We start from the raw sequence: 13,142 nt of genomic DNA, 5'->3' as shown, positions 1-13,142 counted from the left end.
TCATTTCGGACTTTGCGGCGACGGCCATTGGCCGGCCCGAACGGCCGGATGAGGTCGATGCCCCATCCGGCCCGGAGCTTACTGCTTGGTCACGTCCCGGAGGACCAGCGAAAAGTCCGGCTGGAGCTCGAAATTGCCGACGCTGCTGGCAACGACCGCATTCTGCTTCCAGTTGGCGACGAAGAGCCAGGGGGCATCGTCGTGGGTGATGGCCTGCACCTGCTTGTAGAGCGCGCCGCGCTCCTGCGGGTCGGTCGAGAGCCGGGCCTTGTTCAGCAGGTCGTCCACTTCCGGGTTGGAATAGTAGGACGAGTTGAAACCGCCCTCGGCGGGCCAGGCGGCCGTGCGCAGGGTGAGGAAGGGCAAAGTGTCCGGATCGGAGGTCATCCAGGCCATTTCGGCCATGTCGCCCTTGCCCTCGAGGCCCGGGTTCACTTCGGAGAGGAAAGTGTTCCACTCGTAGGTCTTGATCTCGACATCAAGACCGACGGCGGCCAGATCAGCCTGGATGGCGGTGCCCATCGGCACCGGATCGAGCATGCCCGAACCACCCTCGGTGACGAGGAAGGTGAGCTTGGCGCCCTCGGCCCCGGCTTCGGCGAGAAGCTCCTTGGCCTTGGCGGGATCATAGGGGTAAGGCGCCACATCCTGGTTATAGGCCCAGTTGAAGGCAGGCGGAATCGGACCGGAGGAAACGTCGGCCGTGCCCTGGAGCACGTCATTGACGAGGCTTTCCTTGTTGACCGCGTAGTTGACCGCCTGGCGGACACGCTTGTCGGCGAAGGGGCCGTTCTTGGCGTTGAGCATGACGTACCAGACGTGCGGGCCGACGGCTTCGACGACGTGATAATTGCCGTCGTTGCGGAACTGGGCGACGTTGTCCGGCGGCGTTTCGAGCAGGACGTCGATGCCGCCCGAGAGCATTTCGGCGACGCGGGTGTTGGCATCGGTGATCGGGCGGAAGATCACGGCCTCGAGCTCGGGAGCGCCATCCCAATAGGCATCATTGCGCGAGGCGACGACGCTGGTGTTGGACTGCCATTCCTCGAACTTGAAGGGCCCCGTGCCTACCGGATGGCGGCCATAGTCCTTGCCGTACTTTTCGACCGCTGCCGGCGAAACGATGAGGCCGGTGGGCGAAGCCAGGTTCGACATGAACGGCGCGAAAGGCTCGTTGAGCGTGAACTTGACCGTCAGTTCGTCCACGACGCTGACATCCTTCACCGAGGAGAAGAAGAAGGCGAGCGGGAAAGGTCCGGTCGAGGCGTAGGGGCTATCTTCCTTGAGCATCCGGTCGAAATTGAACTTGACCGCCTCGGCATTGAACGGCGTGCCGTCGTGGAATTTGACGTCCTTGCGGAGATTGAAGGTGTACTCCAGCCCGTCCTCGGAAATGGTCCAGTCGGTGGCCAGGGCCGGCTCGATCTCGAGCGTGCCGGGCTTGTTGCGCACCAGGCCGTCATAGAGGTTGACGGCGATGCGGAAATCGTTGGCCGCCGTCGAAACGTGCGGATCGAGCGATGCCGGCTCGGCGATCTGGCCGATGACCAGGATGTTGGGTGGCGTCTGCGCCATGGCCGGCGAAACCAGCGCCAGGGCAGTTGCGGCCAAGAGCAGCGGCGCGATGCCTTTCCATTTGCGGATCATGTTGAAACCTCTCCTTGCGTTCCCTCGCACTTGCCCTTCCGCGTCTGACGTGGAAGAAGGCATCGATGATTTATCATCATAAATTCGCCACCTGTCAATTTATGATGATAAATATCGAAGGAAGGACTGTGCATGACTTTTTCGATAGTCGCCCGCGATCCGGAAACCGGCGCGTTCGGCGTCGCAACGGCGACGGCCGGGCCCATGGTCGGCGCATTGGTGCCCCATACGCGAGCCGGGTTCGGCGCAGCCGCCACGCAGGCGATGACCAATCCCTACCTGGCCATCGACGCGCTGGCGCTGATCGATGGAACCGATGCCCACGGGGCATTGGCCGCAGCGCTATCGAGGGACCAGGAGGCGGCGCTCAGGCAAGCCATCGTCATCGACCGCGCAGGGCGAACGGCCGGGTGGACGGGCCCGAGTTGCGTGCCCTTTGCCGGACACCTGACCGAGGAAGGCGTGGCGGTTGCCGGCAACATGCTCGTGGGCGAAGAGGTCCTCGCCCAGATGCTGGCGGCTTATCGATCGCACCGGGGCAAATCCGATTTCGCCTCGTGCCTGCTGCATGCCCTCAAGGCGGGAGCGGCGGCGGGCGGGGATAAGCGGGGCGTCGGCTCGGCGGCGCTGCGCGTCCAGGGCGACGAAGCCTATGCGGAGGTCGACCTTCGGGTGGACTGGTCGGAGGCTCCGATTGCCGAGCTGGAAGCGCTGCTTCACCGGGCAACCGCCGGCTCCTATGCCGAGTTCTTCGCCACGCTGCCCCGGCGCGCGCGGTAGCGGCGCGACCCGGGTTTCAGAAACAGAGGAGACGCCAATGACCATCAAGATCGTGTGGGGGATACTCTTCGGTGTCGTGATCGGCACGGCCTTCGGAGCCCTGTTCGGCAACACGGGAATCGGGGTCGCGATCTGCATCGCGGCGGGAACCTTGGCGGCCGGGGGCTTGCACTACCTCGAAACGAGGCGATCCCGGGACAAGCACTGAAAGGCCCGAAAATGCTGAACGCGCCGAGCGGCGCGTCCAGGTGAGTTGCGACAAAGTCTGGGACGCTATGCGGGGACGTTGGCCGTGCCGCGCCGGTCCTGGATGGCCTTGTAGACGGTGCCACCGATGGCCAGGGCCCAGATCGCGAGCGTCACGATGCCGATGCCCGCTGCGATGGGCCTGCTGAAGAGACCGAGCAGGTCGCCACCGGAAATGGTCATGGAGGTGATGAAGTTCTGCTCGACCAGCGGCCCGAGCACCATGCCCAGGATGATCGGGGCGATGGCGAAGCGGTGCTTTTCGAGGATGAACGCCATGACGCCGAGGATGACCATCACGATGACGCCGAACATGGTGTTGTTGATCGAGAACGAGCCCACGATGCAGAAGAGCAGGATCGCGGCGTTGAGCAGGGCTCGCGGTACCTCGAAGATCCAGCGCGAGGACCGGGCGGCGATGTAGCCGAGCGGCAGCATCAGGATGTTGGCGATGACGAAGACGAACATCACGGCGTAGAAGTTCTGCGCGTTGACGGTGAGCAGCTGGGGACCCGGCTCCATGCCCTTCATGACGAGTACGCCGACGGCAATCGCGGTGACCGCGTCGCCCGGAATGCCGAAGACCATGGCCGGAATCCACGAGGCGCTGAGCGCCGCGTTGTTGGTGGCGCCAGCCTCGACCAATCCCTCGGGGTGGCCGGTGCCGAACTTCTCGGGGGTCTTGGAAGTCCGCTTGGCCAGCGAATAGGTGATCCAGGCCGCCAGGTCCCCACCGACGCCGGGGAGCGCCCCGAGAAGGCTGCCGATGATGGAGCCGCGAACCTGGTTCTTGCGATACTGCCAGATGACCTTGAGCACGCCCTTGAAGGGGTTGTTGACGTTGGCCTGGGGCGTGCCGAGGCGGAAGTTGCGCCCGGTGCGCATGACTTCGGCCAGGGCGAACATGCCGATCATCGCCGGGATGAAGCTGATGCCGCCCGCCAGCTCGACCGAACCGAAGGTGAAGCGGGCGGCCCCGAGCAGCGGATCGCGGCCGACCTGGGAGAGGAAGAGGCCGATCAGGAGCGAAAGCGCACCCTTGGCGACGCCGCCCGAGGAGATGAGCGCGGCGCAGCTGAGGCCGAGCGCAGCGAGCCAGAAGTATTCGAAGCTGGAGAAACCGAGCGCGAACTTGGCCAGCGCCGGGGCCGAAATCAGCAGGACGATGAAGCCGAAGAGCCCGCCGAGCGTCGAACCGATGACGCCGATGCCGATGGCAAGGCCCGCCTGGCCTTTCTGCGCCATGCGATAGGAATCCTCGACATAGGCCGCCGAGGCAGGCGTGCCCGGAATGCGCAGCAGCGTGCCGGGAAGGTCACCGGCAGTGATCGCCATCGCCGTACTGGCGATGATGGCGGCAACGGCGGGGATGGGCTGCATGTAGAAGGTCAGCGGCACCAGCAGCGCGGTCGCCATGGTTGCCGTCAAACCCGGCAAGGCGCCCACGAAGAGGCCGAAGATCGCCGAAGCGAGGATGACGATGAGGGTTTCGAAATTGAAGACGAGGGCAAGGCCCTGAGCAATGGCGTCCATGATCTACCCCAGGAGTCCGTGCGGCAGCGGAACCCGCAGGCCGTAGAAGAAAAGTGCGTAGACCGCGACGGTCACGATCGGGCTGAAGATGACGGCGCTTTTCCAACCGCCGCCGCCGAGGACGACAAGGAAGGCCGTGAGAACGGCGCCCGTGATGAGGAAACCGAGATGGGGCATGATCAGGATGGTCGCCACGATGGCGGCCAACAGGCCCGGAATGAAGGGGATGCGCGACCAGAAATCGGCGCGGACAGGCGCTGTTTCTGCCGCCACCTCGCCTTCCTCGGGCACGAGGCTGAGATCATCGCCAGCCTTGGCGAACCAGCCCTGCAGGGCCAGGACCAGCCCGAAGAGCGCCATGGCGCCTCCGGTGATGCTGGGGAACAGGCCAGGTCCAACCGGCATTCCAGGCATCGGGCGAAAACCGAGAGCCTGGATCAGGATGAACGACCCTGCGGCCGTAAAGACCACTCCCAACCAAAAATCTCCGACATTGTTCGGCTTCACGATTTCCTCCTCCTAGAAGCGCAGGTTCCGGGACTTGCGCCCCGGAACCCAAGATTTGCGCCTGAGCTTACTTGCCTGCCAGGCCGGCGCTGGTGATGGCCTGCTGGAAGGCCTCGCCGCGGGTCTTGAGGTAATCCTCGAAGTCAGCGCCACCTGCCCAGACGACGCCGTAGTTGCGGCCGTCCATGAAGGTCTTGAATTCGGCGCTGTTGACGATTTCTTCGAGCGCGGCCGAAATCTTCTTGGTCACGTCTTCCGGCAGGCCCTTGGGGGCGCCGACACCACGCCAGCCGGCGATGGCGAAGTCGATGCCCAGGGCTTCCTTGACGGGGCGAACGTCCGGCTGCTTGGGGTTGGCTTCGTTGCCGAGGTAAGCGAGCGGACGGATTTCACCGGCATCGACAAGCGGCTGGGCTTCGGGGAACTGCGAGACGGCAACGTCGATCGCACCGGAGGCCAGAAGCTGCAGGGACGGGGTCGCGCCGTCGGTCGGAACCCAGAACGCCTGGTCGGCGGGAGCGCCGAGCTGCTGGACGAGGCTCACCCACGACAGGTGATTGAGGCCGCCGAAATTGGCACCGCTGGCCTTGATGCTGTTGGGCGCCTTCTTGATGGCGTCAGCCAGTTCCTCGATGGTCTTGTAGGGCGAATCCGCCTTGACGAAGACAGCCGAGGGATCGGCGTTGTAGAGACCGAGCAGCGTGAAATCCTGGTAGGTCATGTCGGCCGAGCCGACGGCCTTATACATCGACAGTTCGGTGGTGATGATGCCCAGGGTGTAGCCATCAGGCGTTGCCGCCTTGATTTCCTCGTGCCCGACGACACCGCCACCGCCCGTGCGATTGACCACGTTGATCGGCTGACCGAGCTTTTCCTCGAGCATGGTCGCGATGATGCGGCCGGTGGCATCGGTGCCGCCGCCGGCGGACCACGGCACGATCAGGGTGATCGGGCGATCGGGATATTCCGCCAGCGCGCCGCCGGTAGCCAAAGCCAGTGTCAGGGCCGCCAAGGCAGCCCGCTTGATGAACTTCATGAGAGTTCCTCCCTGTTGAACCGGCCCGAATGTCCGGTCGTGAACGATTGTGGCACGCCACTGTTGGTGATCTTGTACCGCATTCCGGAATTATCATCTGAATTCAGGAATGACAATGCGTTTCGGAATCGCCCTCGTGCCGCGCTTTTGCAGCGGTGTTGACTTTCCGCGAAAGGAATCGCTAGAAGATAGTCGGGAGGCAATTCCACATTGTGGGATTTGAATGCCTCTCGCCGAAGCCGGGACGATTTCTCCGGCGCGGCAAGAGCTTTTTCGGGGCATGAGGGAGGCAGCGGAGCTGCGCGCCCGCCCCTTGTTGGAGGAACGAGATGCCCAATCCCATAGCCCAGTCCGTGCGCGACACGCTCACGGGCATCCTGCCGCCCCTGTCGATGCCGTTCGACGAGCAGGGCAACCTGGTCAAGGGCGCCCTGCGTCCGCAGGTCGACTTCATGGTGGAGTCCGGTGTGCGCGGCGTGGTGGTGGGCGGTTCCACCGGCGAAGGCCACACCCTCTCGACCGAGGAATTCGTCACCGCCATGAAGGAGGCCTACGAGGCCACCGAGAACCGCGTTCCCTTCGTTGCCGGCCTTATCGTGAACTCGACCCGCGAGGCCATCGACCGCGTCAAGGCGCTGGGCGACATGAAGATCGCCGCGCTCCAGGTCACCCCGGTGCACTACCTCTTCAAGCCCGGCCTGGAAGCCACGATCGAGCATTTCCGCGCGATCTGGGAAGAAACCCGCACGCCCATCCTCATCTACAACGTCATTCCCTGGAACTACCTGAGCGTGGACGCCATGCTGGCGATCATGGACGCCGTTCCCGGCGTGGTTGGCATGAAGCAGAGCTCGGGCGACCTCAAGTCGGTGTCCGACCTGATGCTGCGCGCCAAGCCCGAGAACCTGGTGCTCAGCGGCATCGACGCCCTGCTCTACTCCGCCTTCTCGATCGGCGCCCATGGCGCGATCAGCGCGCTCACCTGCGCGGTGCCCGGCGTGACCGTAAAGCTCTTCAACGCCGTGCAGCGCGGCGACCACGCAACGGCCCGCGACATTCACTTCAAGCTCAATGCCCTGTGGAATGCGATGCGGCACGACAACCTGCCCGCCTGCGTCAAATACGTTCAGCACAAGCAGGGCCTCCAGTTCTTCCACCCGCGCGCGCCGATGGAGCGCGTGACCGAAGAGCAGAAGGTTCTCATGGATGCCGCGCTCGGCCCCGTGCTCGAACTCGTTGACGTACGCGGTCGCTCTGCGGCCTGATGCGCCAGGCGGCTGCGGCATTGCTGCGGCCGCCTTTTCGGGAGGACGAATTGACCAAGCTTATCAATGACCCGCGCAACTACGTGGACGAGATGCTCGACGGCCTGTGTCTGGCCCATCCGGGGCTCGTGCGTGTAGGCGATGACCGGCGCGCCATAGCGCGTAACGCACCGGCCAAGGCCGGCAAGGTCGGCGTGGTTTCCGGAGGCGGATCGGGGCATCTGCCGCTGTTCACGGGTTATGTCGGGGAGGGTCTGCTCGACGCCTGCGCCATCGGCAACGTGTTCGAAGGACCAACCATCAATGCCTGCCAGGACGCGATTGCCGCGGCCAACGGCGGAGCGGGCGTGCTGTGCCTGTTCGGAAACTACGGCGGCGACCGGATGAATTTCGAGATGGCGTGCGAATTTGCCGACCTCGAGGGCATCGAGACGCGGACGGTCCTGGGCAATGACGACATTGCCAGCGCCTCCTACGAGGAGCGCGCCAAGCGCCGGGGCGTCGCCGGGCTGATTTTCGCCTACAAGGCCGCCTGCGCCATGGCGGCGCGTGGGGCCGACCTCGCGGGCGTTGCCGACATTGCCCAGCGCACCGTGGATCGCACGCGCACCGTAGGGGTTGCGGTTTCGCCGTGCCTGATCCCCGGCGCTGCCGCGCCCAGCTTCACGCTGGGCGAAAACGAGATCGAAATGGGCATGGGCATTCACGGCGAACCCGGTATCTGGCGCAAGCAGATGCAGCCGGCCGATGCCCTGGTTGACGAAATGACGGACATGCTTCTCAAGGAACGTCCGCAAGGGGCGACGCGCGTGGCCGTGCTGGTGAACAGCCTCGGCTCCACCCCCTTCGAAGAACTCTTCATTCTCTACCGGCGCCTCGCCACCCGCCTCGGGGAGGCAGGGCTCGAGATCGCGCAGCGGCTGGTCGGCCCTTACGTCACGTCCATGGAAATGGGCGGCGCGTCCATCAGCCTGTGCTTCCTCGACGACGAGATCGAGGGCCTGCTCTCGGCGCCCGCCGATTGCCCGTTCTGGAAGGTGAACTGAGCCATGGGCCTGACCGTAACGGATCTGCGCAATGCGCTCACGCGCCTGCAGGGCGCAATGGGCGAGCTGGAGCATACGCTCAACGCGGCGGACGCCAAGCTTGGCGACGGCGATACCGGCACGATGCTCGCGCGACTGGTGGACGCGCTGGCCGCGGTCGATCTTGCAAGCGAAACCGATCTCGGCGCCGCTTTCCTGGCGCTTGCCAAAAGCGGCGCCTCCTCTACGGGATCGAGCCTTGGCACGCTCGTCGTGACCGGCCTGATGACGGCGGGCAAGGCGACCAAGGGCAGGACCGAGCTTCCCTGGCAGGAGCTGGGCGCGGTTATCATCGCCATCCGCGACGCGGCGATGGCGCGCGGCAAGGCCGCGCTCGGCGACAAGACCGTCATCGACAGCCTCACCTACCTGGCGCGCGCCATCGAAGGGAGCAGCGAGGCCGGAGAGGTGGCGGAACAGGCGCAGGCCGCCCTCGCGCAGGCCCTCGACGACTTCCGTGACCGCCCCTGCGGCATGGGACGGGCACGCATGTTCGCACAAAAGAGCATCAGCCTGGATGACCCGGGCATGCTGGCCATGGCCCGGCTGACCGGCGCCATGACGGGCGATGCGTGAAAGGGGTGCGACTTGAGGCAGGTTGGAGTTTCGGCTATGCGGTCCAAACGCGGGTGCACCGCCCAGCGGCCGCAGGTTGGGGCCGGTATCGAGGGTTTCTAGATGACTGAGCAGAACGGTCTTTCGGTCAAGGCGAAGCCGACCGCCCGAAGCGCGGGCTCGGGCGATGAAAGCCTCAAGTCGCTCAACAAGGTCGTCCGCATCCTCGAGTGCTTCTCGACGAGCCATCGCACCCTCTCGCTTGCCGATATCTGCGCCCGGACCGGATACCCCCGGTCGACCACGCACCGGCTGCTCGCCGCCATGCGGGAAGTCGGGTTCGTCGAACAGGACCGGGAACGCGACCATTACCGGCTGGGCCTGCGGCTCTTCGAGTTCGGCAACATCGTCCTGGCCAATCTCGAACTTCACCGCGAGGGGCGCGCCATCGTCGACGCCCTCAACCGACTGACCGGTCACGCGGTGCACCTGGCGGTGTTCGACGGGTTGAGCGCGGTGGTCATCCAGCGCACCGAATCCCATGCCGACGGCAGCGTGCCGGCTACGATGGTCGAGAATTCCCCGGCCTATTGCACGAGCGTGGGCAAGGCCATTCTCGCCTACCAGCCCCTGGAAGTGCTCGAGCGCGTCGTGGACGCGGGGCTCAAGCGCTACACCGAAACCACGATAACCGACCGGGCCAGCCTCGAACGCGAACTGGCGACGACGCGCGAACGGGGATTTGCCATCGACGAGGGCGAGCACCAGCCGGGACTGCGCTGCGTCGGCGCGCCGATCCGCAACCAGTCCGGAGCCGTGTTCGCCGCAATCAGCGTCAGCAGCCCCGCCTGGCAACTTCCGCTGAGCGAGATCGACGAGCTCAACAAGGTGGTGATCTACCACGCCAACCTGATTTCCCAGCGCCTGGGCTATGTTCGCTAGTCCAACCATCCGGCTCCTCCGCCGAGCGGCCGAAGGGGCGGCAAGCCGCCCCGGGCCCTGATCAGACGGGACCGGTCGAGCCGACCGGCCACACGTCGCGGAGCTTTTCGCCCGAGAGAATGCGCTGGCGCGCAACAGCCTCGCCCTGCCCGTTCCTGTCAGCGGCATCGGCGATGACGCCCACCAGTTCGTGCGGGATGACGACCACGCCGGTGACGTCGGCAAAGATCACGTCTCCCGGACGCACGCGCACGCCGCCGATATCGAGTTCGATCTGCGCCCTGGCGGGCTCCATGCGCCCGGAGACGCCCACCGGGCTCATGCCCTTGGCGAAGAGAGGGTAGTCGAGCTTGCGGACCTCGGCGAGATCGCGAACGGTGCCGTTGACGATGGTGGCGACAGCGCCCCTGGTCTTGGCGCCCGTGGACATCAGCTCACCGGTACCCGAGCCTTCGGCGCAGGAGGAATCCACCATCAGGATGCCGCCGGGAACCACCGCATCGATGGCGCCGTGGTAGACGTCCTGGGGCTGGCCCTTGCGAGTGCTGGGTTCGTAGAGGACCGTCGAGACGGGCCCGCAGACAACCTGACCGGGCTTGAGAACGCCGAACGGGGTGATCCCGGCGAGGTAGCCGTAGGTGTAGTCGTCGAGCACATCGTGGATGTCGCCGGAATACCACTGCGACAGGCGCTTGATCGCGGCCCAGTCCACGTTGTTGTAGTCGTAGTCACTCATTTGGTTGGTCCGTTCTGCTGGTTCTTGGCAGCGCTTATCGCCTGCTGGAGATAGGCGGTGCTGTTGTCGATGTGCTCGCGCATGGCACTCTGGCTGCCGGCGGCGTTTCCTGCCTTGATGAGGGCGAAGATGTGCTCGTGCTCGGCCACGCCTTCGCGCATGGTCTTGCTCGGAACGCGGCTGGTGACGCGGATGACGTCGGTGATCAGCGCGTAGAGATTGCCGTAGACGGTAGAGAGAATTTCGTTGCCTAACGCCTGGACGAGGGCCTTGTGGAAGGCCGCGTCGCCGGTAGCGTAGTCGGTGAAGTCCTGGCGTTCGGCCGCGTCGCGCATGCTTTCGAGGGCCTTGGCGATGTCGCCGTCCAGCACCCCCTCGCCCGCGGCGAGCCGCCCGACGACTTCGAGCTCGAACATGCGCCGCACATCCATGAGCTGGACGAGGTAGTCGGCATCGCGGGCGAAGAGCGCGCGCACCGTCTCTGCGAGCGAGCCGAGGAACTGCCCGACATCGTCGCGCACTACCTCAGCCCGCTCGCCATGGCGCCGCCGCACCAGACCCTTGGTCTCAAGGATCTGCAACCCTTCGCGCACCGAGCGCGTGCTGATGTTGTATTGCCGGCCGATCTCGGCTTCGGATGGGAGACGATCTCCCACCTTGAGCTCGCCGGAAAGAATCCGCGCCTCGAATGCCGCAACCACGGCAGCATGAAGCTTGCCTCGATCCGGGAACGGCGCGGGTTCGCTCACCATGCGGTAAACCCGCCATCCACGACCACGTTCGAGCCGGTCATGTAGGAAGACGCGTCCGAGCCGAGGAACTGGATCACCCCGTTATACTCGGAGACCTGGGCCTGTCGGCCCATCGGCACGCGCTCGAGGAACGCATCGATGAATTCCTTGTCGAAGCTGCCGGTCTTGACGCCGCCGAACGAGATCAGGTTGCAGCGCACGTTCTTGGGCGCCCAATAGGTTGCCACGTAGCGGGTGAGGTTGAGCAGGCCGGACTTGGAGGCGGCGTAGGAAACCGCCTTGAAGAACGGCACGCCATCGCGCTTCTCGCGGTAGGCATAGAGCGCCTGGTTGGGCGAGACGAGCCCGTAGATGGAGCCGACATTGATGATGCTGCCGCGCCCTTCGGCAGCCATGCGCGCACCCACGACCTGGGAGCACAGCATCACGCCGGTCAGGTTCACGTCGATGATCTCATCCCAGTACTTCTGGGGATAGGTCTCGAAGGGACCGTTCTGCTCGGCCGCGCCGTTGGGCTTGGAGTCGATGCCGGCATTGTTGACCAGGATGTGCGGCACGCCCCATTCGGCGCAGAGCGCTTCGGTCGCCGCCTCGAGCGCTTCCTTGTCGGTCACGCTGGCGACGTAGACGCGGATGTTGTCGAGATGATCGGGAAACAATTCGGCCAGCGCTTCCTGCTCGATCGGGCGACGGCTGAACACCGCCACTTTCGCACCGGCATCGGCCAGGGACGCAACGAACGACCGCCCCAACTGGCCAAGTCCTCCCGTAACGATCGCGACCTTGCCCTCAACGCTAAACAAGTTGGCCATAACTGCCCCTTCTGACTCATGACATATGTCATATGTCCTAAGTGGATTTCGCGAGTCAAGCGGCCATGCGCGAGCGGAATGGCTGAGGCGCGCAATCGGCCCTTCTCCCGCCCCGCGATTGGCCCCAGATTTCAGCGTGTTAGGAGACATTCACAAATGACCAATCCGCTGATGGAAAAGCTGCGCTCGGCGCTCAATGTCCTCGAGGGTGCACGTGAGGCCACCGCTGCGGCCCGCCAGCATCGCCGGCCGAGCCAGGCCACCCTGGCCAAGCTGGGCCTGGACGAATCCGCCAGGTAAGGGCGGGCATCAAGGTTGAACGAGGCCGTTGCCTAGCGGCCTGTTTTACGTAATGTTTTCGTCATTCCCGGCGACTAGCGGCAGGGTCAGCGCACCTCGGAGCCGGAGCAGGTTATGGCGATTACTCTCGTGGATTTTCCGGCCCAAACGATCGTGGGCCTCCCGGTCGACGCTCGATTCGAGCAGCTGTCGCAATTCGTTCCGCGGGCATGGCGCCAATTGTTCGCCGCCGTCGAAGGCGAAGTGCAGTTCGTCGAGGTCAGCCTGCCGCCACGCGAGGGGCAGTTTCGCGAAATCGTCGGCTTTCTAGCCGACGGCTCGACACCCCTGCCCCCGGGCACGGTCCAGTTGGCCTTGCCCGCCGGCCGCTTCCTGACCCAGACCCATGTGGGCCCGCTCGAGGGCATCGCCGGGGCGTTCGGCGAGCTCTATGCCCATGCCGAGGCGAACGGCCTTGCGGCGAACGATCTCAAGCTCGATTTCGGCTATGACCCGGCGTTGTCCGCAGCGCCGCACCAGCTCTTCCTGGGCATCTCGACCCCCGAGATGGATGCATTCCTCGAAAGCCTATCCAGCCCCGTTCACAACGAAATCGGGGCGATTTTCATCCCGGTCAGCGACATTGCCGCGGCTCGCGACTGGTATTGCGCCCTCCTGGGCCGTGAGCCGACCGGCGATATCCTTTTCGGCCACCTCTGGGTGGTTCCGATGCGGGCGGGGAGCGGGCTGGTGCTCGACAGCAAGGATTTCGGCGGCCCCCATGACGGCAAGCCGGCCTTTCACTTCAACAGCCGCGACCTGCCAGCGGCCCATGCGAAATGCGCGGCGTTGGGCGTCGATGCGCTCGGCCCGATCGTGGACGGGATGTTCTTCACCTTCAAAGACCCGGACGGCAACCTGCTGATGGTGGCGGACGTTCCCCCGAGCCAGCACAGCCTCTAGCGCC

At 64.9% G+C, this 13,142-nt stretch carries 15 protein-coding genes; 8 read left to right on the top strand and 7 right to left on the bottom strand.

Annotated features, from left to right (window positions below; genetic code table 11):
• Positions 1-78: 78 nt before the first annotated feature.
• Entirely contained in the window at positions 79-1,647 is a 1,569-nt protein-coding gene (locus FNA67_RS05935) for an ABC transporter substrate-binding protein (protein WP_147655388.1), read from the bottom strand.
• Positions 1,648-1,779: 132 nt separating this feature from the next.
• On the opposite strand from FNA67_RS05935, the gene FNA67_RS05930 reads away from it, so the two are divergent.
• The gene (locus tag FNA67_RS05930) at positions 1,780-2,427 is read left to right on the top strand and encodes a DUF1028 domain-containing protein (RefSeq protein WP_147655387.1); all 648 of its coding nucleotides are present in this window, start codon (positions 1,780-1,782) and stop codon (positions 2,425-2,427) included.
• Positions 2,428-2,464: 37 nt separating this feature from the next.
• Positions 2,465-2,635, top strand: a complete 171-nt coding sequence (locus FNA67_RS21860) for a hypothetical protein (RefSeq protein WP_170267230.1) — start codon at positions 2,465-2,467, stop codon at positions 2,633-2,635.
• Between the two features lie 65 nt (positions 2,636-2,700).
• Here the strand turns inward: FNA67_RS21860 and FNA67_RS05925 are convergent, their stop codons facing one another.
• The 3 genes from FNA67_RS05925 to FNA67_RS05915 form a co-directional block, all read right to left on the bottom strand.
• Positions 2,701-4,206: a tripartite tricarboxylate transporter permease gene (locus tag FNA67_RS05925; protein ID WP_049704332.1), complete on the bottom strand. Its 1,506-nt coding sequence runs from the start codon at positions 4,204-4,206 to the stop codon at positions 2,701-2,703.
• A gap of 3 nt (positions 4,207-4,209) precedes the next feature.
• A complete protein-coding gene (locus FNA67_RS05920; protein WP_244616649.1) occupies positions 4,210-4,677 on the bottom strand; it encodes a tripartite tricarboxylate transporter TctB family protein in 468 nt (155 codons plus the stop codon).
• A gap of 103 nt (positions 4,678-4,780) precedes the next feature.
• Positions 4,781-5,749 (bottom strand): tripartite tricarboxylate transporter substrate binding protein, encoded by a 969-nt coding sequence (locus FNA67_RS05915; protein WP_049704330.1) that lies wholly within the window; start codon positions 5,747-5,749, stop codon positions 4,781-4,783.
• Between the two features lie 329 nt (positions 5,750-6,078).
• On the opposite strand from FNA67_RS05915, the gene FNA67_RS05910 reads away from it, so the two are divergent.
• The 4 genes from FNA67_RS05910 to FNA67_RS05895 all read left to right on the top strand — a co-directional run bounded on the left by FNA67_RS05910 (position 6,079) and on the right by FNA67_RS05895 (position 9,596).
• Entirely contained in the window at positions 6,079-7,014 is a 936-nt protein-coding gene (locus FNA67_RS05910) for a dihydrodipicolinate synthase family protein (protein ID WP_147655385.1), read from the top strand.
• A 50-nt stretch (positions 7,015-7,064) separates the two neighbouring features.
• Entirely contained in the window at positions 7,065-8,060 is a 996-nt protein-coding gene (locus tag FNA67_RS05905) for a dihydroxyacetone kinase subunit DhaK (RefSeq protein ID WP_147655384.1), read from the top strand.
• A gap of 3 nt (positions 8,061-8,063) precedes the next feature.
• Positions 8,064-8,675, top strand: a complete 612-nt coding sequence (locus FNA67_RS05900) for a DAK2 domain-containing protein (protein WP_147655383.1) — start codon at positions 8,064-8,066, stop codon at positions 8,673-8,675.
• A gap of 102 nt (positions 8,676-8,777) precedes the next feature.
• Entirely contained in the window at positions 8,778-9,596 is an 819-nt protein-coding gene (locus tag FNA67_RS05895) for an IclR family transcriptional regulator (protein ID WP_147655382.1), read from the top strand.
• A 61-nt stretch (positions 9,597-9,657) separates the two neighbouring features.
• Here FNA67_RS05895 and FNA67_RS05890 read toward each other — a convergent pair whose 3' ends face one another.
• The 3 genes from FNA67_RS05890 to FNA67_RS05880 are packed head-to-tail and all read right to left on the bottom strand — an operon-like array spanning position 9,658 to position 11,896.
• Positions 9,658-10,332, bottom strand: a complete 675-nt coding sequence (locus tag FNA67_RS05890) for an RraA family protein (RefSeq protein ID WP_049704327.1) — start codon at positions 10,330-10,332, stop codon at positions 9,658-9,660.
• Positions 10,329-11,084 carry a FadR/GntR family transcriptional regulator gene (locus FNA67_RS05885; protein ID WP_049704326.1) on the bottom strand — a complete coding sequence of 252 codons (756 nt, stop codon included), beginning with the start codon at positions 11,082-11,084 and terminating at the stop codon, positions 10,329-10,331. The genes FNA67_RS05890 and FNA67_RS05885 overlap by 4 nt, the downstream gene beginning before the upstream one ends.
• Positions 11,078-11,896, bottom strand: coding sequence for an SDR family oxidoreductase (locus tag FNA67_RS05880; RefSeq protein ID WP_049704325.1), 819 nt, complete (start codon positions 11,894-11,896; stop codon positions 11,078-11,080). Before FNA67_RS05880 ends, FNA67_RS05885 begins: the two co-directional genes overlap by 7 nt.
• 156 nt (positions 11,897-12,052) lie before the next feature.
• Between FNA67_RS05880 and FNA67_RS21855 the strand changes: the two genes are divergently transcribed.
• Both FNA67_RS21855 and FNA67_RS22105 read left to right on the top strand, forming a co-directional pair.
• Complete coding sequence (locus tag FNA67_RS21855) at positions 12,053-12,196, top strand: hypothetical protein (RefSeq protein ID WP_170267228.1); 144 nt, start codon at positions 12,053-12,055, stop codon at positions 12,194-12,196.
• A gap of 114 nt (positions 12,197-12,310) precedes the next feature.
• Positions 12,311-13,138 (top strand): VOC family protein, encoded by an 828-nt coding sequence (locus FNA67_RS22105; protein ID WP_210246441.1) that lies wholly within the window; start codon positions 12,311-12,313, stop codon positions 13,136-13,138.
• Positions 13,139-13,142: the final 4 nt, after the last annotated feature.

Source organism: Youhaiella tibetensis (assembly GCF_008000755.1).
GTDB classification, from domain to species: Bacteria; Pseudomonadota; Alphaproteobacteria; order Rhizobiales; family Devosiaceae; genus Paradevosia; species Paradevosia tibetensis.
This window is presented reverse-complemented; position numbering and strand designations above follow the sequence as displayed.

Bases quoted from the DNA above. Each gene is read 5' to 3' on its own strand.
- FNA67_RS05885 (WP_049704326.1), bottom strand. From the start codon at position 11,084: ATGGTGAGCGAACCCGCGCCGTTCCCGGATCGAGGCAAGCTTCATGCT.
- FNA67_RS05915 (WP_049704330.1), bottom strand. From the start codon at position 5,749: ATGAAGTTCATCAAGCGGGCTGCCTTGGCGGCCCTGACACTGGCTTTG.
- FNA67_RS05930 (WP_147655387.1), top strand. From the start codon at position 1,780: ATGACTTTTTCGATAGTCGCCCGCGATCCGGAAACCGGCGCGTTCGGC.
- FNA67_RS21855 (WP_170267228.1), top strand. From the start codon at position 12,053: ATGACCAATCCGCTGATGGAAAAGCTGCGCTCGGCGCTCAATGTCCTC.
- FNA67_RS21860 (WP_170267230.1), top strand. From the start codon at position 2,465: ATGACCATCAAGATCGTGTGGGGGATACTCTTCGGTGTCGTGATCGGC.
- FNA67_RS05890 (WP_049704327.1), bottom strand. From the start codon at position 10,332: ATGAGTGACTACGACTACAACAACGTGGACTGGGCCGCGATCAAGCGC.
- FNA67_RS05895 (WP_147655382.1), top strand. From the start codon at position 8,778: ATGACTGAGCAGAACGGTCTTTCGGTCAAGGCGAAGCCGACCGCCCGA.
- FNA67_RS22105 (WP_210246441.1), top strand. From the start codon at position 12,311: ATGGCGATTACTCTCGTGGATTTTCCGGCCCAAACGATCGTGGGCCTC.
- FNA67_RS05880 (WP_049704325.1), bottom strand. From the start codon at position 11,896: ATGGCCAACTTGTTTAGCGTTGAGGGCAAGGTCGCGATCGTTACGGGA.
- FNA67_RS05900 (WP_147655383.1), top strand. From the start codon at position 8,064: ATGGGCCTGACCGTAACGGATCTGCGCAATGCGCTCACGCGCCTGCAG.
- FNA67_RS05935 (WP_147655388.1), bottom strand. From the start codon at position 1,647: ATGATCCGCAAATGGAAAGGCATCGCGCCGCTGCTCTTGGCCGCAACT.
- FNA67_RS05910 (WP_147655385.1), top strand. From the start codon at position 6,079: ATGCCCAATCCCATAGCCCAGTCCGTGCGCGACACGCTCACGGGCATC.
- FNA67_RS05925 (WP_049704332.1), bottom strand. From the start codon at position 4,206: ATGGACGCCATTGCTCAGGGCCTTGCCCTCGTCTTCAATTTCGAAACC.